Origin of the sequence: Kutzneria chonburiensis, from assembly GCF_028622115.1 — a bacterium.
Lineage (GTDB): Bacteria > Actinomycetota > Actinomycetes > Mycobacteriales > Pseudonocardiaceae > Kutzneria > Kutzneria chonburiensis.
In genome coordinates, this window is sequence record NZ_CP097263.1 from 6363208 (window position 1) to 6382878 (window position 19671).

The window sequence follows — 19671 nt, forward strand, 5'->3', positions numbered from 1 at the left end:
CACCCCCATGACGCAGCCGTGGCCCACCCCGTCCGTCACCAAGCCCGTGCGCGCGACCGTGCCCGTGCCCGGTTCCAAGTCGATCACCAATCGTGCCCTGTTGCTGGCGGCCCTCGCCGACGGCCCCTCCACCGTGCACCTGCCGCTGCGCAGCCGCGACACCCAGCTGATGGCGGCGGCGCTGCGCTCGCTGGGCGTGCGCATCGCCGACGGGCGCCAGGGGTCGTGGGAGGTCACGCCGGGTGCGCTGCGCGGCGACGCCGACCTGGACTGCGGCCTGGCCGGCACGGTGATGCGCTTCGTGCCGCCGGCCGCGGCGCTGGCCGACGGCGACGTCCGCTTCGACGGCGACGAGCAGGCGCGGGTACGCCCCATGAACACGGTCCTCGACGCACTGCGCTCGCTGGGCGTGGCGGTCGACGGCGACTCGCTGCCGTTCACGCTGCACGGCCACGGCGCGGTGCGCGGCGGCGAGGTCACGATCGACGCCTCCGGCTCCTCGCAGTTCGTCTCGGCGCTGCTGCTGTCCGGCGCGCGCTACGAGCAGGGCGTCACGGTGCTGCACGACGGCAAGCCGGTGCCGTCGCTGCCGCACATCGAGATGACCATCGAGATGCTGCGGGCGGTCGGCGTCGCGGTGGACGACAGCGAGCCCAACCGCTGGCGCGTCGAGCCGGGCCCCATCCACGCTCGCGACTGGCACATCGAGCCGGACCTGTCCAACGCGGCGGCCTTCCTGGCCGCGGCCGCGGTCACCGGCGGCACGCTCACCGTGCCGGACTGGCCGCTGGTCACCACCCAGCCCGGCGACGAGATGCGGGACGTGTTGGAGCGCATGGGCTGCCAGGTGTCGCTGTCGGACAACGGCCTGACCGTCGTCGGCCCGGAGCGCCTCAACGGCATCGACATCGACCTGCACGAAGCGTCCGAGCTGACACCGACCGTGGTGGCGATGGCGGTACTGGCCGACAGCCCGACCCAGATCCGCGGCGTCGCGCACATCCGCGGCCACGAGACGGATCGGCTGGCCGCGCTGACCGCGGAGATCCGCGGCATCGGCGGCGACGCCGACGAGACCGAGGACGGCCTGGTCATCCGGCCGGCCGAGCTGACCGGCGGCCTCTGGCACGCCTACCACGACCACCGGATGGCCACCGCCGGCGCGATCATCGGCCTCCAGGTGCCCGGCATCTCCGTCGACGACATCAAGACCACCACCAAGACCATCCCGGACTTCCCCGGCATGTGGGCGGCCATGCTGCAGCTGGCGGAGCGGGTGTGACGCGCGGCGACTGGCGTCGGCTCGACGAGTCCGACGTCAAGGTCCGGCCGGGCAAGGGCTCCCGGCCCCGCAGCAAGAAGCGGCCGGACCACGCCGACGCCGAGACCGGCATGGTGGTCGGCGTCGACCGCGGCCGCTGGACGATCGCGCTGGACGGCGACCCGGACAGCAAGGTGATCGCCATGCGGGCCCGCGAGATGGGCCGCACCTCGGTGGTCATCGGCGACGAGGTCGACCTGGTCGGCGACACCTCGGGCGCCCAGGACACGCTGGCCCGGATCGTGCGCCGGCAGGCCCGCAGCAGCGTGCTGCGGCGCACCGCCGACGACACCGACCCGTACGAGCGCGTGGTGGTGGCCAACGCCGAGCAGCTGGTCATCGTCTCGGCGCTGGCCGACCCGCCGCCGCGCACCGGCTTCATCGACCGCTGCCTGGTCGCGGCCTACGCCGGCGGTCTGACCCCGGTGCTGTGCCTGACCAAGTCCGACCTGGCCGCGCCGGACGAGATCCTGTCCGTCTACGCCGAGCTCGACCTGCCGGTCGTGGTAACCCGGTCGGATCGGGAACCCAACACCCTGGCCGAACGTCTTGACGGCCGGGTGTCCGCGTTGATCGGCCACTCCGGCGTCGGCAAGTCCACGCTGGTGAACAAGCTCGTGCCGGCGGCCGAGCGGGCCACCGGCGAGGTCAGCGGGGTCGGGAAGGGCCGGCACACCTCGACGTCGGCGGTGGCGTTCCCGCTGCCGGCCGGCGGCTGGGTGGTGGACACCCCCGGCATCCGCTCGTTCGGCCTGGCCCACATCACGCCGGACGACATCGTGGCGGCGTTCCCCGGCATGGCCGAGGCCGCCGAGGAGTGCCCGTCGGGCTGCGGGCACCTGGGACCGCCCGAGGATCCGGACTGCATGTTGGACACGGTCGTCGCCGAGGGGCTGGCTACCGAGGGCAGGCTGCGCTCACTGCGTAGGCTGCTGGCCTCGCGGGCGGGGCTGGCCGAGGAGTAGGTAGTGGTGGAAGACGAGAAGCTGGCCAAGGTGCTGGTCGCGGTGCGGGACAGCTCGCGCTACGCCAGCGTCGCCGACGACACCGTGCGCCGTATCGCGACGGCCTCGCTGACCGCGGCGCGCGGCGACGTCAACGACGCGGTGAAGCGCACCAAGCGCGGGCTGCACGAGATATTCGGCGCGTACCTGCCGAGCACGCCGCGGTACGAGAAGATGCTCGGCCTGCTGCGCGAGGCCAAGGACCGCGACGAGCGCCGCGATGTGCTGTCGCGCACCATGTCGTCGCACGCGTCCACCAAGGAGCGCCTGCCGATACTGGCCGAGTTCTACGCGGCGATCTTCGAGCGGCTGCCCGAGCCGCCGAAGGTGGTGGCCGACCTGGCCTGTGGCATGAACCCGCTGACCGTGGAGTGGATGCCGGTCGGCGAGGACGTGCTGTACCGGGCCTCGGACATCGACAGCCGGCTGATGGCGTTCCTGGACGAGGCGCTGACCGTGCTCGAGGTGCCGCACGAGGTCGCCGTGCACGACCTGCTGACCGGTCCGGACCCGGCGCCGGCCGACGTGACACTGCTGCTCAAGGCCGTGCCGTGCATCGAGACGCAGCAGAAGCAGCTGGGCTGGGGTCTGATCGACGCCATCAACTCGCCGGTCGTGGTGGTGAGCTTCCCGACGAAGTCGCTCGGGCAGCGTTCCAAGGGCATGTACCGGACGTACTCCAGCGGCTTCGCCGCGCACGCCGAGGGACGGCCGTGGCAGGTCGAGGAACTCGAGTTCGGCAACGAGCTGGTCTACGTGGTTCAGAAGTGAGGCGTGTCGCCGGGCTCGCCGTGGCCGCGGTCGCGGTGACGGCACTGACGGCCTGCACAACGAGCGTTTCCGGAATTGGCTCAAGTGAGCCAGCAGTTGCACCGCCCGCGCAGACCGAGCTCCCGAACCTGTCCTCGGGCCTGAACGCGAAGCTGGCCGGGAAGACGTCCGCGAAGTTCACCGTGGACACGACCACCGAGCTGCTCGCCGCGCACAGCGTCACGTCGGTCACCGGGGCGTTCCGCCGTGACGACCAGGGGCTGTGGATGACGGCGACGATGACCGTGAAGTCGCCGGACACGACCACGCTGTCGTTCGTGCTCACGCCCACCGCCGTGTACGTGCGGCCGCCGGCCGACCAGAAGCTGCCGGCGGACAAGCCGTGGGTACGGGCCACCGCGGACGGCACGGACGACTTCTCGAAGGAGTTCGCGCCACTGTTCGCGTCGCTGAAGCAGACCACGCTCTCGCCGCTGGCCGTGCCCCTCGACCCGGCCACGACGACCATCACCGGTTCCGACCTCCAACCCGTCGGTCTCGTGCCGGCCCGGCACTACGCGTTGAAGACCGACCTCACGGCCGTGTCCAAGACCCTGCCCGACGGCCCGCTGAAGGACACGGTTCAGCTGGAGGCCAAGCTCGGCGGCATGCTGGAGGAGCTGTGGGTCGGCAACGGCAACGTGCCGCTGCGCTCGGAGTCGAAACTCGACATCCCGGCCACGAAGGGCACGCTGACCGTCAGCCGGACCTACTCGGGCTGGGGGCAGCCGGTCGACGTGCCGGTGCCCCCGGACAGCCAGCTGTCCCCGCCACCGAGCGGCGGCTGACCCGCCACTTGACGCTGGGAAGGGGGCTTTCCCGCACTCGGAGTGCGGGAAAGCCCCTTCCCAGCGTCAGCCCATGTGCGGGTAGGTGTGGGTGGTCGGCGGGACGAGGGTCTCCTTGACCGAGCGCGGACTCGTCCAGCGTGTCAGGTTGAGGATCGAGCCGGCTTTGTCGTTGGTGCCGGAGGACCGGCTCCCGCCGAACGGCTGCTGCCCGACCACGGCGCCGGTCGGCTTGTCGTTGACGTAGAAGTTGCCGGCGGAGAACCGCAGCGCCCGGTGCGCCTGCTCGATCGCGGCGCGGTCGGTGGCGAACACGGCGCCGGTCAGCGCATACGGCGTCGAGGTGTCGACAATGTCCAGGATCGCGGCGAAGTCGTTGTCCTCGTACACGTGCACGGACAGGATCGGGCCGAAGAACTCGGTCGTGAACACGTCGTGCCGCGGGTCCTCGCCGACCAGCACCGTGGGCTGCACGAAATAGCCGACCCGGTCGTCGGCCACGCCACCGACCAGAACGTCGACCAGCCGCTCGTTACGCACGCGCTCGAACAGGTCGCTGTGCTTGGCGAACGCCCGAGCGTCGATCACGGCCCCGCCGAAGTGCGCGAAGTCGGTGACGTCGCCGAAGCTCAGGCTCCGCGTCACGTCGGCCAGCCGGTCACGCACTCCCCCGTCCCACAGCGAACGGGCGATGTAGGCGCGGGACGCCGCCGAGCACTTCTGACCCTGGTACTCGAACGCGCCCCGGACCAGGCCCGTGACCAGTGCGTCGGGGTCGGCCGAGGGGTGGGCGACCACGAAGTCCTTGCCGCCGGTCTCGCCGACGATCCGCGGGTACGACCAGTAGTGGTCGAGGTTGTCGGCCATGCTCCGCCACAGCCGCTTGAACGTGGCCGTGGAGCCGGTGAAATGCAGCCCGGCGAACTCCCGGTCGGCCAGCGCGACCTCGCTGACCGCGACGCCGTCGCCGGTGACCATGTTGACCACGCCCGGTGGCAGGCCGGCCGCCTCCAGCAGCTGCATGGTGAAATGCGCGGCCAACTGCTGCGTCGGCGACGGCTTCCACACCACCGTGTTGCCCATCAGCGCCGGCGACAGCGGCAGGTTGCCGGCGATGGCGGTGAAGTTGAACGGCGTGATCGCGACGACGAAGCCGTCCAGCGGCCGGTGGTCGAACCGATTCCACACACCGGGGCTGGACTGCGGCTGCTCGGCGATGAGCTCCCGTGCGAAGGAAACGTTGAATCGCAGGAAGTCGATCAACTCGCAGGCCGCGTCGATCTCCGCCTGCTGCACCGACTTGGACTGGCCCAGAATCGTCGCGGCGTTGAGCGTGTCCCGCCACGGCCCGGCCAGGAGGTCGGCGGCGCGCAACAACACCGCCGCGCGTTCGTCGAAGGGCAGCTCGCGCCAGGCCGGCGCGGCATCTTTGGCCGCCTGCACGGCATCGGCGACGTCGTCCTTGGTGGCCTGCGCCGACACACCCAGCACGTGGGCGTGATCGTGCGGCTGGACCACGTCGATCGGTTCGCCGCCGGCCATGCGCCGGCGGCCGCCGATCGTCATGGTCAGGTCGTGCTTGGCGCCTTCCAGTTCGGCGATGCGCCGTCGCAGCGACTCACGTTCGGCGCTGCCGGGGGCGTAGGAGCGAACCGGCTCGTTGTACGGCTGGGGTACCGAGGTGACCGCGTCCATGCGCCCATCACATCAGCTCCAGCAGGAATGGCAACTCCTGTGGGGCGTACCAGGCCAGGGCATGATCCTCGGCGCTGCCGACGGTGAACTCCGCGTCCGGGTCGCCGAGGTCGGCCGCGTCGACCACCGCCGACGCCGCCCGCACCGCCGGCTCGGCCTCGGCCGTGTCCACGTGCACGGAAGCGATCATCTTCATGGTCACCGGGCCCGGCACCTTGACCACCGAGTAGTCGAGATCCGGCCGGAGCTTCACGTCGTCGACGTCCGCGGCGATCACCGCGCGCCTCGGCAGCGCCTCCGTGTTCTCCGACAGCTCAGCGGCCAGCAGCCGCAGCGAGGCGCGGGCCGCGTCCAGCATCGCGATGTACTCCATGTCCTCGGCGTCACCCGAGGCGTAGGACTCGCGCAGCGCCGGCGTGAGCGCGAACGCCGTGCCGCCGACCGGACGGAACTCCTCGTCGGCCACCAGCTGGTGCAGCATGCCGAGCGTGGCGGGCAGGAACACCCTCATGACGCAGCCACCGTTCCCACGAGTTCTTCCAACGACTCCTCGACCATCCCGGCCACGACGTCCACATCGGACATCGCGTCCCGGTCCGCGTTCAGTCCGAAGTAGACACCCCCGTCGTAGGAGGTGACCCCGATGGACAGCGCCTGGTTCTTGGCCAGCGGGACGATCGGGAACATCTCGATCATCTTCGCACCGGCCGCGTACAGCGGGACCTGCGGGCCCGGCACGTTCGTCACCACCACGTTGAAGATGCGGCGGGAGAACGAGCTCGCCGCCCGCGCGCCTAACGCGTGCAGCGTCGGCGGCGTGATGCCGCCCACCCGGACCAGCGTGTCCGCCGCCACCGACTGGCCGGACTCCTTGTGCGCGCGCATGGCGTGACTGATGTGATGCAGGCGGACCACCGGGTTCGGCTCACCCACCGGCAGGTCGACCAGGTACGCCTGCACCTTGCTGCCGACGCCGTTCTCCGACTCGGTGTCGCGCACCGACAGCGGCACCAGCGCGCGGATCGTGTGGTACGAGTTGACCGCTTCACCGCGGGACAGCAGCCAGTTCCGCAGCGCACCCGAGACCGTCGCCAGCACCACGTCGTTGACCGTGCCGCCGTGCACCTTGCGGACCGCGCGGAAGTCGTCCAGCTTCGTGCGCGTCGTCGCGAAGCGGCGCTGGTGCGTGATCCGGACGTTCAGCGGGCTGCCCGGCGCCGGTCGCGCCGCCGCCTTCACCGCCGACACCACGCCGGTGACCGCCTCCGCCACCTTCTGCACCGTCGCCGCCGCGTCCATCGCCGCCGAGCGCGCGTTCTCCACCAGCTCGCCCGGGCGCTGCACCATCTCCGCCACCGCGTCGAACACCAGCTGCGTCACGCCCGGTTCCGGCTGCGGCATCCACAGGTTCTCGGCCGGCGGCCGCGGCGTGGCCGACACGTCCAGGATCACCTGGCCCAGCTCGACCGCCCCGATGCCGTCGACCATGGCGTGGTGCGTCTTGGTGATCACCGCGATGCGATTGCGCTCCAGCCCCTCGACCAGGTACGTCTCCCACAGCGGCCGGGTGTGGTCCAGCGGCCGGGACATCAGCCGGGCGGCCAGGTCGTTGAGCTGCTCGTCGCTGCCCGGCTTGGGCAGGGCCGACCGGCGCACGTGGTACGTGATGTCGAAGTCGGGGTCGTCGGCCCAGACCGGGCGGGCCAGCCGGCCCGGCACCTGGACCACCTTCTGCCGGTAGCGGGGCACCAGCGACAGGCGCTGCTCGATCAGCGCGACCAGGCCGTCGTAGTCGAAGCCGGTCCGAGGCTTGCGGAAGACCGCGATCCCGCCGACGTGCATCGGGGTCGTCTGGTCTTCCAGGTACAGGAACGACGCGTCCAGCGCCGAGAGGCGGTCCGGCATGGTGCCGATCCTGGCACATCCGTACCGCTGTGCCATCCTGCTTGGCGTGCGTGAGGCTCCTGATGTGTCCCCCAAGGATCGTTTCGTCACCGTGTACGGGCGCAAACCGGTGCTGGAGGCCCTCGCCGACGACGGGCTGAGCGTCGACAAGGTCGTGCTGGCCGACACCGCCCGCGGTCCGGCCGCCCGGGAGATCCTCGACGCCGCACGGTCCCGTGGTGTGCAGGTCCAGCGCGCGTCCGCGCAGCGGGTCAAGGTGCTCGCCGGCAACGGCAAACAGGATCAGGGCGTGTTGGCCGACGTCGTCGCCCCGCGCATGCGGACCCTGACCGCGGCCCTCGACGACCGCCGTCCGCCGTCTTCCGTGCTCCTTCTCGACGGCATCACCACCCCGGCCAACGTCGGCATGATCTTGCGCACGGCCACCGCCGCCGGGCTCGGGGGCATCGTCGTGCCGCGCAAGGGCGTCGCCACCATCGACCCCCTCGTCGTCAAGGCGTCGGCCGGTGTCGCCTTCACCGCCCCCGTGCTGCGCTGCTTCACCGCTGCCGAGGCCGCCGAGCAGCTCCGCGGCGCCGGCTACACCCTCATCGCCATGGACGCCGGCGCCCGCAACACCGTGTTCACCGCCGAGTTTCCCGAGCGGGTCGCGTTCGTCATGGGCAGCGAGACCTCCGGCATCACCGACGGCGTCCGGCCGTTGATCAACCGCTGGGTCTCCATCCCCATGTCCGGCGGCGTCGAGTCGCTCAACGTCGCCAGCGCCGCCGCCGTCCTCTGCTTCGAACTCGTCAGGCGGTCTGCACCACGTAGTCGATGATCCGGCTCTCCCGGCACGTCGCCGTCGACCCGTGCGGCCCGGCCAGCGGCCCGCGCACCGCCCAGCCGCCCTCCGGTCTCTCCAGGTCGCCGCATCTAGCGATCACCCGGTACACCGGCATCGGGCACACCGCCGTCACCGAGTCGCTGTGAGCAGTCGTCACAAACGTGAAAGCGCAGGCCAGCGCCACTACATCCATGCCTTCGGACGCTAGCCGCGCCCTTCTCGCCTGTCCCCGGCTCCGGCCCCGTTCCCCCGACCTAGCGACCCGAGTTATCCACAGCTCCCCTCGTTCCAAGATCGACAACGGCCGTGCGGCGGTAGGATGGCTTCGGGGCGGCCACCCCGGGAGTGGTGGGGGATGTTTTCTTCACCTCCTGGCCTGGCGCGTGTAGTGAGCGATGATCACGCCCTTGGTCGTGGTGACGCTGTCGGTGAGCTCGAACTCGGTGAGCGGGGCCGAACCCTCGAACAGGCGCATGCCGGAGCCCAAGGTCAATGGGTGGATGAGCAGCGTGAGGCGGTCGACGAGGCCGGCGGCGTGCAGGCTCTGCACGAGCGACGGGCTGCCGTTGACGGAGAGGTCGCTGCCGGGCTGGGCCTTGAGGGCGGCGACGGTCTCGACGGCCTCGCCCCGCAGCAGGATGGAGTTGGACCACGCGGAAGCGTCGGCGAGGGTGCGGGAGACGACGTACTTGGTGGCGGCGTTCATGTGGGCGGTGAAGGGATTGCCGTCGGTGGCGCCGCTCCAGACTCCGGTGAAGTCCTCCCACGTCCGGCGGCCGAAGAGCATGTCGCCGGCGCGGGCCATGCGCTGGCCGAGTTCACGGCCCATGACCTCGTCGTTGTACTGCGGCCCCCACCCGCCATGGGTGAAGCCGCGGCGGGTGTCCTCCTCGGCCCGGCCGAGGCCCTGCACAACGCCGTCGAGGCTGACGAACAAGGTGGCGGTGATCGAACGCATCGGGGTGTCCTTCCACGACTGTGCTGGTCACCCCCTACACGAACGACGTCAGGCGAAATCGACACCGAGCAGGACGGTGAGCTCGGCCAGGGTGGTCACCACCGAGGTGTGGTGCACGCCGACGAGGCCGGCGGCGACCGCCCCACGGATGTTCACGGCGAGGTCGTCGACGAAGACGCACTCGGTGGGCGACAGGGCGAGACGGGAGACGGCCAGCCGGTAGATGGCCGGGTCGGGCTTGGCCATGCCGACGTCGCCGGAGAACACGAGGACGTCGAAAAGGGCTTCCAGCCAGGGAATCGGCTCGCCGGGACTGTCGGCATTGGACAGCAGGGCGGTACGGATGCCGGCCTGCCGGGCCTTGAGCACGGCGCCGATGAGCGGCGGCTCGCCGACGCCGTCGGGGCCGCGGTCGGTCAGCACGCCGCCGAAGTCGACGATGAGTCCCTTTGTCACCCGATCAGGCTAACTATGTCCGAAACCGGCGGGCTCGCTGCTCTGTACCGCGTGGGGGAATCGAGCAGACAGGGGCAACAGTGGGTCAGCCATGGCGCATGACCACCATCGACGAGCCGATCGTCGTGCGGGCACTACCCGGCTACGAGCCGACACCGAGCCAGCGGCGAAAACCCGGCCTGGCCCGGCGACGGCTGCGGCTGGTCGACGAGCCGAAGCCGCAGCCGGCGATGCCGGCGGAGGAGCTGCCGGCGGAGCTGCGCGACCGGATCTGGCAGCTGCTCGGCCAAGTGCTGGAGGCGATCGACGGCCGCCGGCCGGTGGGCCAGCTGCGGCCGCACTTCACGCGGCAGGCCTTCGCGGCGGTCGAGACAAGGGCACGCGGTCGGGCGGCGCCGAATCGCAGCCGGCCGCTGCGCCTGCACTTCCGTCAGCCGGCTGACGGTGTGGTCGAGGCCTGCGGCCTGGTGGAGATCGACGCCCGGCCACGGGCCGTCGCGGCCCGCTTCGAGCTACGGGAAAGGATGCGCTGCACGGTGTTCCGCGTGCTGTGAACGCGAAAACGGGGCGCGCCCGAAGGCGCGCCCCGTTTCATCGAGCTCGTCAGCGCCGCGGGCCCTTGCGGCCCTGCTTGCTCTGGTTACGGGCGGCGGCCCGGCGCTCGCGCCGGGTGCCGCTGTCGCCATTGGCGGCGGCCGCGTCGTCACGGGAGTCGACGCCGCCCTCCTCGTCCGGCCCGCTGTAGGACAGCCGCTGCTGCTCGTGCTGGCCGAGGCCCTTGCCGCGCAGCGCCGGCGGCACCTGGGTGCCGGGCGCGGGCTGCGGCGGGGCCGGCGGGGCGGCGACGGCACTCTGCTGCTGGTTCACGGCGATCGGCGGCACGGCAACCGCGGGGGTCTGCACCGGCTCCGGCTCGGCCGCCTCGACCTGCAGGTTGAACAGGAAGCCGACGGTCTCCTCCTTGAGGCCCTCCAGCATCCCGTTGAACATGTCGAAGCCCTCGCGCTGGTACTCGACCAGCGGGTCGCGCTGCGCCATGGCCCGCAGGCCGATGCCCTCCTTGAGGTAGTCCATCTCGTAGAGGTGCTCGCGCCACTTGCGGTCCAGCACGGACATCACGACCCGGCGCTCCAGCTCGCGCATGGCGCCCTCGCCGACCTTGCCGTCGATGTCGGCCTCACGCGCGGCGTAGGCGTCGTGGGCGTCCTTGAGCACGGCCTCGAGCAGGGAGTCGGCGGTGAGGTCCTCGGACTCGTCCGCGGTCAGCTCGTCCCAGCTCAGCGACACCGGGTAGAGCGTCTTGAGCGCGGTCCACAGCTTCTCGTGGTCCCAGTCCTCGGCGTAGCCGCCCTCGGTGGCGCCGTTGACGTAGGCGGTGACCACGTCGGTGATCATGCCCTGCACGTTCTCGCTGAGGTCCGCGCCCTCGAGCACGAGCCGGCGCTCGGCGTAGATCACCTTGCGCTGCTCGTTCATCACCTCGTCGTACTTGAGGACGTTCTTGCGGATCTCGAAGTTCTGCTGCTCGACCTGGGTCTGTGCGCTGCGGATGGCCCGGGTGACCATCTTGTGCTCGATCGGCACGTCGTCCGGCACGCGCAGCCGGGTCATGACCGCCTCGACCATGGTGGCGTTGAACCGCCGCATCAGCTCGTCGCCCAGCGACAGGTAGAAGCGGGACTCACCCGGGTCGCCCTGACGGCCGGAGCGGCCGCGCAGCTGGTTGTCGATACGCCGCGACTCGTGCCGCTCGGTGCCGAGCACGTACAGGCCGCCGAGCTCGCGCACCTCGTCGGCCTCAGCCTTGACCTGCGCCTTGGCCTCCTCCAACGCGATCGCGTAGGCGGCACGCCACTCGTCCGGGGTCTCGTCCGGGTCGAGGCCCCGCTCGCGCAGCTCCTCCTCGGCGATCGACTCGGGGTTGCCGCCGAGCATGATGTCGGTGCCTCGGCCGGCCATGTTGGTGGCCACCGTGACCGCGCCCTTGTGCCCGGCCTGCGCGACGAACAGCGCCTCCTTGGCGTGGTTCTTCGCGTTCAGCACGTTGTGCGGGATGCCCCGCTTGACCAGCAGCTTCGACAGGTACTCGGACCGCTCGACGCTGGTCGTGCCGATCAGGACCGGCTGGCCCTTCTCGTTGCGCTCGGCGATGTCGTCGGCGACCGCCTCGAACTTGGCCTCCTCGGTCTTGTAGACCAGGTCGGGCATGTCGCGGCGGATCATCGGCTTGTTGGTGGGGATCGGCGTCACGCCGATCTTGTAGGTCTGGTGGAACTCGGCCGCCTCGGTCTCCGCGGTGCCGGTCATGCCGCCGAGCTTGTCGTAGAGGCGGAAGAAGTTCTGCAGCGTGATCGTGGCCAGGGTCTGGTTCTCGGCCTTGATCTCGACGCCTTCCTTGGCCTCGATCGCCTGGTGCATGCCCTCGTTGTAGCGCCGGCCGGACAGCACGCGGCCGGTGAACTCGTCGACGATCAGCACCTCGCCGTCGCGGACCAGGTAGTCCTTGTCCCGCTTGTACAGCTCCTTAGCTTTGAGCGCGTTGTTCAGGTAGCCGACCAGCGGGCTGTTCGCCGCCTCGTACAGGTTGTCGATGCCCAGCTGGTCCTCGATGAACGTCACGCCGGCCTCGGTCACGCCGACGGTGCGCTTGCGCTCGTCCACCTCGTAGTGGGTCTCGTTGCGCATGAGCGGCGCCATCCGGGCGAACTCCTGGTACCAGCGCGAGGACTGGTCGGCCGGGCCCGAGATGATCAGCGGCGTGCGGGCCTCGTCGATCAGGATCGAGTCGACCTCGTCGACGATGGCGTAGTTGTGGCCGCGCTGGACGCACTCGTCGATGCTCCACGCCATGTTGTCGCGCAGGTAGTCGAAGCCGAACTCGTTGTTCGTCCCGTAGGTGATGTCCGAGCCGTAGGAGGCCCGGCGCTGCTCGGGCGTCATGTCGGAGACGATCACACCGACGGTCAGGCCGAGGAAGCGGTGGATCCGGCCCATCCAGTCGGCGTCGCGCTTGGCCAGGTAGTCGTTGGTGGTGATGACGTGCACGCCGTCGCCGGAGATGGCGTTGAGGTAGGCCGGCAGCACACAGGTCAGGGTCTTGCCCTCACCGGTGCGCATCTCGGCGATCTGCCCGAAGTGCAGCGCGGCCCCGCCCATCAGCTGGACCTGGTAGTGCCGCTGGCCGAGCACCCGCTTGGCGCCCTCGCGGACCACCGCGAACGCCTCCACCAGCAGCTCGTCGAGGGTCTCGCCGTCGGCGTAGCGCTTGCGGAACTCCTCGGTCTTGGCCCGGAGCTCGTCGTCGGTCAGGTCGACGACGTCGTCCTCGATCGCGTTGATGGCGTTCGCGATCCGGTGCAGGCGATTGACCATCTTGCGTTCGCCGGCGCGGAGCAATCGGGACAGGACCATCCGGGTGACCTCGCTCGTCGGGTTTCGCGTCGCGCGCCCTGGGTGCGGACGCCCTTTTCCGTCATCGTAGGCGGCTCGACCGACAAGAGGTAACGGCCGGCCCCCACTACAACGTGGAAGCCGGCCGTCGAGGTTCCCGTGCGCGTCAGCCCAGCCTGATCACGCCGTAGTCGAAGCCCTTCCTGCGGTAGACGACGCTCGCGCACTGCTTGTCGGCGTCGTGGAAGAGGTAGAAGTCGTGTCCGACCAGTTCCATCTCGTAGAGGGCCTGGTCGACGGTCATCGGTTTGGCGGGGTGCTCCTTCTCGCGGACGACCTGTCCGGGGAGCGATTCGTCGACGGCGTCGGTGTCCCAGCGCTGGGCCGGCACCTCGGCCAGACCCGGGTCGTAGGCGGGGGCCATCTCCAGCACGGCCGTGGTGGCCATCTGGGCGCCGTCATCCATGGGGGAAGCCAGGGCGCCGACAGCGCCAGTGGCCTCGGCGACCGACGCGGGACTGCGACGGCCGTAGTGCACGCGGCGACGATCATGCATCTTGCGCAGCCGGTTCTCCAGCTTGGTCACCGCGCAGTCGAGCGCTCCGTAGAAGTCGCCGGCGCATGCCTCGGCACGCACCACGGGGCCCCGCCCCTTGGCTGTGATCTCGACCCGCTGGCAGTTCTTGGACTGTCGGCGGTTGGGCTCGTGGAACAGTTCCACGTCGAATCGGATGACCTTCTTGTCGTAGCGCTCAAGACGGGCCAGCTTGTCGGCCACGTGCACCCGGTAGTGATCGGGCACCTCGACGTTGCGGCCCTTCACGACGATGTCCATACACGACCTCCCTCGCTGCTGCGAGAACATCAATGCTGGGGTTTGGCGTTCGGCGCCGGGTGGTGACCGAGGCGGTTCAGATGCCGCTGCTCGCCGGCGCCAGGGTCATGGGCGGTTCGCCTCCTCCCCGCGGGCCGGGATTGCTGATAGCGGAGCACGTTAGCCCCGGATTCGCCGTTGCGACAGACCCCGTTGCAGGGGAATTCCCGCAACCACGTTCCGTGACCGAACATGTCCTGGGCGTGCGCCGATAGCGCGCCCGCTCCACGGGGCGCACCGAACGGGTGGAGCCCGCTTCACTCCGACGGCGCAGGACCCCGGTCGGCCGCGCTCGCCGTGGCACTGCGGCGAACGGGCTGAGCAAGGGCCTCATATCGGGGCAACGTGCCAGTCCAGCCGAGGGTTCCCGGTCACGTGAGCGATCGGCCGCCACCGCATCGGGTCGCCCCGATGGTGGTAGTCGCCGTGGGCGACGGCCGGACCAGGCCGATCTTGGCCCCACCGGCCGAAACCGGGACCAGTGATCGAGACCCTGGGGCCAAGTTCACCCGACTGGGTGGTATCTCCCGGTCGTCCGGACCGAAGGTCTTGGCCAAAAACCCGACATTCGCTTCACGTCCACCCCCAGGTGCCGGTGTGAGGTTCTCTCACTCATGCGAAACCTGTTCAGGTTTCCCTCCTTACCCGAACTCACGGGTAATAAACGCGGCGGCCCGGCACTGCCAGGTTCGAGGTGCATGCTCGGCCCATGACGACGAAACTGCTCGATCTTGTGCTGCCGGTCCGCTGTGTCGGTTGCCGAACGAATGGTCGGTTGTGGTGCGAGACCTGCGCGACCGAATTCGGAGCGCCGATTCCGGTGCACCGGCCCGCGCTCGACGGCGGTCCGCAGGCCTGCGCACTGGCGCCTTATCGCGGGCCGGCCCGGGATGCGGTCCTGGCCTACAAGGAGCGAGGTCGCCGAGAACTGGCCGAGCCGCTGGGGGCTGCGATGGCCAGAGCCCTGCCGTGGGCGCCCGGCGCACGGCCGGACCGGGACGGCGTGTGGTGGCTGGTGCCGGCCCCGTCCCGTCGTCGGACATCCCGGCAGCGCGGTGGCGAGCACATGACCGTGCTGGCCCGCAGCTGCGCCGCCGAGCTGGCCCGGGCCGGTCCCGGTGTCGTGGTCGCGCCGGTGCTGGAGCTGGTTCGCTCGGCCGCCGACTCGGTCGGGCTCGATGCGGCGGCCCGTGCCGCCAACCTGGCCGGCCGAGTGCGGCTCCGACCACGGGCATCGCCGCCGCGCGGCAGTCCGGTCGTGCTGCTCGACGACGTCATCACCACCGGGGCCACGGCCGCCGCCTGCCACTCCGTGCTGACCGAGGCCGGGTTGGAGGTGACCGCCGTCGTAGCGCTGACCAGCGCCGGTTAGCCAGTCCTGCGAGGCCGCAGGCGGCGCCAACAAGCACCGCTAACCGGGGTAGAACGGCACCGCCGTGGAGCCGCGGGGAACGTTGACGCCCTGAACCCGCCACACCGAACCCGAGTCAGAGGAGGTCCACATACCGCCTGCGTCCACCACGATCACCGGACGGCTGGGCGCTGCCGTGACGGCTGCGACCGGCGCGGTCAGGTTGGCCGCGTTGTAGCGCGTGAACACCGGGTTGCCGTCGGCCGCGACCTGCACGATCGGCGACTCCGATGACGAGGTTGCGACCACCAGCTGGTCCTGGAGCAGCCAGTCGACGCCGACGACGCCGGACAGCACGTCCTGCAGCAGCACCCGGGGCGAGCGCAGAGCCACGGTGTCCGAGTTGGGCGTGCGGACCACCGCGCAGACGATGAGCACCGAGTTCGCGATCACCGCTGCCCGCGTGCCGTCCCGGGACAGCCGCAGGTCGGTGATGGTGCCGAACTGGGCAAGGTCGTTGCTGTTGACCGGACGCGCCACCCACGTGCCATCGGCCGACTTGACCACGCGGGCGACCCTGGTGCCGTCGGCGACCGTCCACACCTCGTTGCTCGGGTCGGAGGTCGAGTCGGCCGAGACCCAGGTGGGCCTGGTCAGCGTGTTCGCGGTCAGGTCGACCACGGACCCGCCCTGGGTGAGGCCGCCGACGCGCAACTCGGCGCTGGTGCCGGGTTTGCTGACAATGGCCAGTTCGGTGCCGTCGATCGACTGGGCCGCGGTCTGCACCACGTAGCTGCCGTTGCCGGCCGGCCCGTTGATCGGCTTGCCGTCGACCAGCTGCTTGATCCGGCCGTCCTGCACGAGCAGGCCGGTCTGGTCGGGGCCGGGGCTGGTGCCGATGTCGTAGGCCGGCAGGTCGTTGACCCGCCAGTCCGAGCGCTCCGGCAACAGCGACGCGCCCTCGACCTCGACGCGGATCCGGTTGTTGGTGACGCTGGCCAGCGACTGCACGATCTGGGCGATCATCAGCTTCACATTGCCCGGCGAGTTCGTGTCGCCCGGGTGGCTGAGGTTGACCAGCACCGCGCCATCACCGGTCTCGTTGCCGCCGGTCTCCAGCACCGCGTCCGGGCTGAGCGCACTGGTCACCGCGCCCTGCATGGCGTCCGACGGCCCGGACAGCAGCCGGTCGATCACGCGGCCGGGCAGCGTGCTGGCCGGTTGGGCGACGATGTAGCGCAGGTCGGGCACGAGCACGCGCTTCTGCGGGTCCAGGAAGTACACCCGGGTCTGCCGGTACACCTCGTTGAACCGGTCGAGCGTCATGAACACGCCCGGCGGCGGTGAGCTGATGCGCCATTGGCCGTCCTGCTTCTCCAGGTCGACCGTCAGCGCGTTCGGGGCCGAGCCCGGCACGAATGCGAAGTCGGCGCCGAGGCGGCCGATGATCTGCGTGGTCAGCAGCACCTTGGCCTGGTCCGGCTTGGTCTGGTCGGGCAGCGTGTTGAAGGTGTTCTGGATGATCGTGATCGAGGACGCCGGCTGCCACTTGCCCTGTGCCGCCTTGGTCAGATAGGGCCGGCCCGCGGCGTAGTTGCTGGTCGGGTCCGCATTGGCATCCAGGAACGCCCGCACCAGCACATCCGGTGCCAGGCCCGGCGCCGGTTCAGGCACCGGCGCGTTCTTGCCGACCCCGTCCGCCGCCGCGATGCCCTGCGCCGGCGTCTCATCCGGAATCGCCGCACAGCCCGCGAGCGTGGCCATAACCGTGAGCAGCGCCATCACCAGCACCACCGGCCGCGACCGCCGGATCACCGGGCCTCCCCCACGGACTTCGAAGCCAACTCGCCCGCGCCGCTCTTGGTCGGCGCCCCGTTCTGGGTCGGCGCACCGCTTGGCCTGGCTCGGTCGACCGGCTCCGCCACCTGATCCGGCACGCCATCCAGCTCCGGATCGTGACCAATCAACGCCGGATCAACCTCGGCCGGCACCACATCCGAGGCGGCAGCTCGACCAGGCACCCCGTCCAAGTCCGGATCATGGCCGATCAACGCCGCATCGACCTCGGCCAGCGCCGCATCGGAGGCGGCAGCTCGACCAGGCACCCCGTCCAAGTCCGGATCATGGCCGATCAAGGCCGCATCGACCTCGGCCAGCGCCGCATCGGAGGCGGCAGCTCGACCAGGCACCCCATCGAATTCCGGATCATGGCCGATCAAGCCCGGATCGACCTCGCCCGGCACCTGGCCCGGGGCAGGGACGGCTGACCGGCCAGGCACCCCATCCAACTCCGGGTCATGGCCAATCAAGCCCGGATCGACCTCGTCCGGCACCTGGCCCGCGGCGGGGACGGCTGACCGACCGGGCACACCGTCCAGCTCCGGGTCATGGCCAATCAACGCCGGATCGACGTCGGCTGGGGCATCGTCGGAGCCGACTGCCTGCGGGGAAGCGGCGGGGGGCTGGTGGCCGGGCACATCGTCGAGCTCGGGGTCGGGGCCGATCACACCGTGGTCGGGCGCGGGGCCGATGCCGGCTGCCAGGCGATGGCGGGCTCGGGGGTGGCCTCGTCGAGCTCCACGGACTCGGCGGGCTGCCAGGCGATTTCCTCAACCTCGGCCTCCCCGTCGACCTCGGCGACGACGAGGGGGCTGACCTCGGTCTCCTCGATGTCGCGGACGGGGCGCTCCTCGTCGGGGGGTAGGCCGAGCGGACTGTCGGTGAGCTCATCGCCCTGGCGGCGGGGCAAGGTGAGGCGGAAGCAGGCGCCCTCGCCGAGTTCGCCCCAGGCCTCGAGCCAACCGCCGTGCAACCGGGCGTCCTCGACGCTGATCGCGAGGCCCAGGCCGGTGCCGCCGGTGCGGCGGTTACGGGAGGGATCGGCCCGCCAGAAGCGGTTGAACACGAGCTCGGCCTCGCCCTCGCGCAGGCCGACGCCGAAATCGCGGACGACGATGGCGACGGCGTTCTCGTCGGCGGCGACGCGGACCCGCACGGGCAGGCCCTCACCGTGGTCGACGGCGTTGTTGAGCAGGTTGCGCAGCACGCGCTCGACCCGGCGGGCGTCGATCTCGGCCGGCACCTCGACGTCGGGCAGGTAGGTCTCGACGGTGATGCCGGAGCTGTCGGCGACGGGCCCAACGGCGGCGACAGCCCGTTCGACGACGCCGCGAACATCGACGAGGTCGGCGGTGAGCTCGTCGACGCCGGCGTCCAGACGGCTGATCTCCAGCAGGTCGCCGAGCAGCGCCTCGAACCGGTCGAGCTCGTCGACCAGCAGTTCGGTGGAGCGGGCCAGTCCGGCGGGGAACTGCTCACGCGAGGCGTGCAGCACGTCAGCGGCCATCCGCACGGTGGTGAGCGGGGTGCGCAGCTCATGTGACACGTCGGAGGTGAACCGACGCTGCAACAGCCCGAACTCCTCCAGCTGCCGGATCTGGGCCTGGATGCTCTCGGCCATCTCGTTGTACGACTCGGCCAGCCGGGCCACGTCGTCCTCGCCGACCACGGGCATCCGGTCGTCGAGCTTGCCGTCGGCGAACCGCTCGGCCACCTCGGCGGCCTGCCGCACCGGGCGGACGACCTGCCGGGTGACCAGGTTGGTGATGCCGGCCAGCAACAGCAGCAGCGCGATGCCGCCGACGATCAGCGTGTTCTGCACGACCTCGGTGGTGTGCTGCTCGGGGGTGAGCGGGAACAGCAGGTACAGCTGCACGGGATGGCTGGCGCTGGGCACCTGGGCACCGACCATGAGCATCGTGGTCGGCACACCGTCACGGGTGACGGTGTGGATCCGGCTGGCGATCTCGTCGTTGAGCACGAACCGCTTGAGATCGTCGGGGATGTCCCCGTAGTGCGTGGTCGAGGTGACGTTGGTGGTGTCGGTGGTGCGGGCGTCGGCCAGGATCGGCTCGAAGGCGCCGGCCGACGAGCCGTCGACGTTGCCGGAGCCGCCGCTGGTCAGCGAGTTGAGCGCGGCGTTGAACCGGGTGCTCAGGCTGTCGGGGCCGGCGCTGACACCGACCAGCTGGTGCTGCACGGCCTTGACGCTGGCCTTGATCTGCGCGGTCGCGGCCTGGGTCTTGCTGCTCAGCATCTGGTCGGTGATCTGCGACTGGAGCACCATGCCCAGCACGAAGACGACGGCCGAGGACAGCGCGAGCGTGCTGACCACGACTCGCAGCTGCAACGACCGCCGCCACAGCTCACTGGCTCGCTGCCAGCGCTCCCGCACCAGGGCCGGCGCCTCCTGCACCCACCGGGCGACCGGCCTGGTGTCGACCCGCATCCGTC

The 19671-nt window shown here is 70.6% G+C and carries 18 protein-coding genes; 8 read left to right on the forward strand and 10 right to left on the reverse strand.

The window, feature by feature from the left end; genetic code table 11:
- The first annotated feature begins 7 nt into the window (after positions 1-7).
- Genes aroA through M3Q35_RS28905 form a run of 4 tightly spaced genes read left to right on the forward strand, consistent with a single transcriptional unit; the run spans position 8 to position 3923 of the window.
- The gene (aroA, locus tag M3Q35_RS28890; protein WP_273935695.1) at positions 8-1282 is read left to right on the forward strand and encodes a 3-phosphoshikimate 1-carboxyvinyltransferase; all 1275 of its coding nucleotides are present in this window, start codon (positions 8-10) and stop codon (positions 1280-1282) included.
- On the forward strand, positions 1279-2286 hold the full coding sequence (rsgA, locus tag M3Q35_RS28895) for a ribosome small subunit-dependent GTPase A (RefSeq protein ID WP_273935697.1): 1008 nt from the start codon (positions 1279-1281) through the stop codon (positions 2284-2286). Before aroA ends, rsgA begins: the two co-directional genes overlap by 4 nt.
- A 6-nt stretch (positions 2287-2292) precedes the next feature.
- Positions 2293-3096, forward strand: a complete 804-nt coding sequence (locus M3Q35_RS28900; RefSeq protein ID WP_273935698.1) for a class I SAM-dependent methyltransferase — start codon at positions 2293-2295, stop codon at positions 3094-3096.
- Positions 3093-3923, forward strand: coding sequence for an SCO4651 family lipoprotein (locus M3Q35_RS28905; protein WP_273935699.1), 831 nt, complete (start codon positions 3093-3095; stop codon positions 3921-3923). Before M3Q35_RS28900 ends, M3Q35_RS28905 begins: the two co-directional genes overlap by 4 nt.
- Positions 3924-3989: 66 nt before the next feature.
- Here the strand turns inward: M3Q35_RS28905 and pruA are convergent, their stop codons facing one another.
- Genes pruA through M3Q35_RS28920 form a run of 3 tightly spaced genes read right to left on the reverse strand, consistent with a single transcriptional unit; the run spans position 3990 to position 7523 of the window.
- Positions 3990-5618 carry an L-glutamate gamma-semialdehyde dehydrogenase gene (gene pruA / locus M3Q35_RS28910; RefSeq protein ID WP_273935700.1) on the reverse strand — a complete coding sequence of 543 codons (1629 nt, stop codon included), beginning with the start codon at positions 5616-5618 and terminating at the stop codon, positions 3990-3992.
- A 7-nt stretch (positions 5619-5625) separates the two neighbouring features.
- Positions 5626-6129, reverse strand: coding sequence for a DUF6912 family protein (locus tag M3Q35_RS28915; protein ID WP_273935701.1), 504 nt, complete (start codon positions 6127-6129; stop codon positions 5626-5628).
- Complete coding sequence (locus tag M3Q35_RS28920) at positions 6126-7523, reverse strand: WS/DGAT/MGAT family O-acyltransferase (protein ID WP_273935703.1); 1398 nt, start codon at positions 7521-7523, stop codon at positions 6126-6128. The genes M3Q35_RS28915 and M3Q35_RS28920 overlap by 4 nt, the downstream gene beginning before the upstream one ends.
- Positions 7524-7569: 46 nt before the next feature.
- On the opposite strand from M3Q35_RS28920, the gene M3Q35_RS28925 reads away from it, so the two are divergent.
- Together M3Q35_RS28925 and M3Q35_RS28930 are read left to right on the forward strand one after the other, a co-directional pair.
- On the forward strand, positions 7570-8343 hold the full coding sequence (locus M3Q35_RS28925; RefSeq protein ID WP_273935705.1) for a TrmH family RNA methyltransferase: 774 nt from the start codon (positions 7570-7572) through the stop codon (positions 8341-8343).
- On the forward strand, positions 8340-8495 hold the full coding sequence (locus tag M3Q35_RS28930; protein WP_273935706.1) for a hypothetical protein: 156 nt from the start codon (positions 8340-8342) through the stop codon (positions 8493-8495). Before M3Q35_RS28925 ends, M3Q35_RS28930 begins: the two co-directional genes overlap by 4 nt.
- A gap of 218 nt (positions 8496-8713) precedes the next feature.
- Here M3Q35_RS28930 and M3Q35_RS28935 read toward each other — a convergent pair whose 3' ends face one another.
- Together M3Q35_RS28935 and M3Q35_RS28940 are read right to left on the reverse strand one after the other, a co-directional pair.
- On the reverse strand, positions 8714-9307 hold the full coding sequence (locus M3Q35_RS28935; RefSeq protein WP_273935708.1) for a dihydrofolate reductase family protein: 594 nt from the start codon (positions 9305-9307) through the stop codon (positions 8714-8716).
- Positions 9308-9355: 48 nt separating this feature from the next.
- The gene (locus M3Q35_RS28940; protein ID WP_273935710.1) at positions 9356-9763 is read right to left on the reverse strand and encodes an HAD-IA family hydrolase; all 408 of its coding nucleotides are present in this window, start codon (positions 9761-9763) and stop codon (positions 9356-9358) included.
- Between the two features lie 98 nt (positions 9764-9861).
- On the opposite strand from M3Q35_RS28940, the gene M3Q35_RS28945 reads away from it, so the two are divergent.
- The gene (locus tag M3Q35_RS28945) at positions 9862-10317 is read left to right on the forward strand and encodes an Rv3235 family protein (RefSeq protein WP_273935712.1); all 456 of its coding nucleotides are present in this window, start codon (positions 9862-9864) and stop codon (positions 10315-10317) included.
- A 49-nt stretch (positions 10318-10366) separates the two neighbouring features.
- Here the strand turns inward: M3Q35_RS28945 and secA are convergent, their stop codons facing one another.
- Together secA and hpf are read right to left on the reverse strand one after the other, a co-directional pair.
- A complete protein-coding gene (gene secA, locus M3Q35_RS28950; RefSeq protein WP_273935714.1) occupies positions 10367-13174 on the reverse strand; it encodes a preprotein translocase subunit SecA in 2808 nt (935 codons plus the stop codon).
- A gap of 145 nt (positions 13175-13319) precedes the next feature.
- On the reverse strand, positions 13320-13988 hold the full coding sequence (hpf, locus tag M3Q35_RS28955) for a ribosome hibernation-promoting factor, HPF/YfiA family (RefSeq protein WP_273935715.1): 669 nt from the start codon (positions 13986-13988) through the stop codon (positions 13320-13322).
- Positions 13989-14736: 748 nt separating this feature from the next.
- Here hpf and M3Q35_RS28960 point away from each other — a divergent pair.
- A complete protein-coding gene (locus M3Q35_RS28960; RefSeq protein WP_273935716.1) occupies positions 14737-15399 on the forward strand; it encodes a ComF family protein in 663 nt (220 codons plus the stop codon).
- A gap of 39 nt (positions 15400-15438) precedes the next feature.
- On the opposite strand, the gene M3Q35_RS28965 is transcribed toward M3Q35_RS28960, so the two are convergent.
- Genes M3Q35_RS28965 through mtrB form a run of 3 tightly spaced genes read right to left on the reverse strand, consistent with a single transcriptional unit; the run spans position 15439 to position 19666 of the window.
- A complete protein-coding gene (locus M3Q35_RS28965; RefSeq protein WP_273935717.1) occupies positions 15439-17193 on the reverse strand; it encodes an LpqB family beta-propeller domain-containing protein in 1755 nt (584 codons plus the stop codon).
- The gene (locus tag M3Q35_RS28970) at positions 17190-17885 is read right to left on the reverse strand and encodes a hypothetical protein (protein ID WP_273935718.1); all 696 of its coding nucleotides are present in this window, start codon (positions 17883-17885) and stop codon (positions 17190-17192) included. The genes M3Q35_RS28965 and M3Q35_RS28970 overlap by 4 nt, the downstream gene beginning before the upstream one ends.
- Entirely contained in the window at positions 17882-19666 is a 1785-nt protein-coding gene (gene mtrB, locus M3Q35_RS28975; protein WP_273935720.1) for an MtrAB system histidine kinase MtrB, read from the reverse strand. The genes M3Q35_RS28970 and mtrB overlap by 4 nt, the downstream gene beginning before the upstream one ends.
- Positions 19667-19671 lie beyond the last annotated feature (5 nt).

Coding starts and splice junctions, on each gene's coding strand:
- aroA (WP_273935695.1), top strand. CDS start 8: ATGACGCAGCCGTGGCCCACCCCGTCCGTCACCAAGCCCGTGCGCGCG.
- pruA (WP_273935700.1), bottom strand. CDS start 5,618: ATGGACGCGGTCACCTCGGTACCCCAGCCGTACAACGAGCCGGTTCGC.
- M3Q35_RS28915 (WP_273935701.1), bottom strand. CDS start 6,129: ATGAGGGTGTTCCTGCCCGCCACGCTCGGCATGCTGCACCAGCTGGTG.
- M3Q35_RS28920 (WP_273935703.1), bottom strand. CDS start 7,523: ATGCCGGACCGCCTCTCGGCGCTGGACGCGTCGTTCCTGTACCTGGAA.
- M3Q35_RS28930 (WP_273935706.1), top strand. CDS start 8,340: ATGATCCGGCTCTCCCGGCACGTCGCCGTCGACCCGTGCGGCCCGGCC.
- M3Q35_RS28935 (WP_273935708.1), bottom strand. CDS start 9,307: ATGCGTTCGATCACCGCCACCTTGTTCGTCAGCCTCGACGGCGTTGTG.
- M3Q35_RS28945 (WP_273935712.1), top strand. CDS start 9,862: ATGACCACCATCGACGAGCCGATCGTCGTGCGGGCACTACCCGGCTAC.
- secA (WP_273935714.1), bottom strand. CDS start 13,174: ATGGTCCTGTCCCGATTGCTCCGCGCCGGCGAACGCAAGATGGTCAAT.
- hpf (WP_273935715.1), bottom strand. CDS start 13,988: ATGGACATCGTCGTGAAGGGCCGCAACGTCGAGGTGCCCGATCACTAC.
- M3Q35_RS28960 (WP_273935716.1), top strand. CDS start 14,737: ATGACGACGAAACTGCTCGATCTTGTGCTGCCGGTCCGCTGTGTCGGT.
- mtrB (WP_273935720.1), bottom strand. CDS start 19,666: ATGCGGGTCGACACCAGGCCGGTCGCCCGGTGGGTGCAGGAGGCGCCG.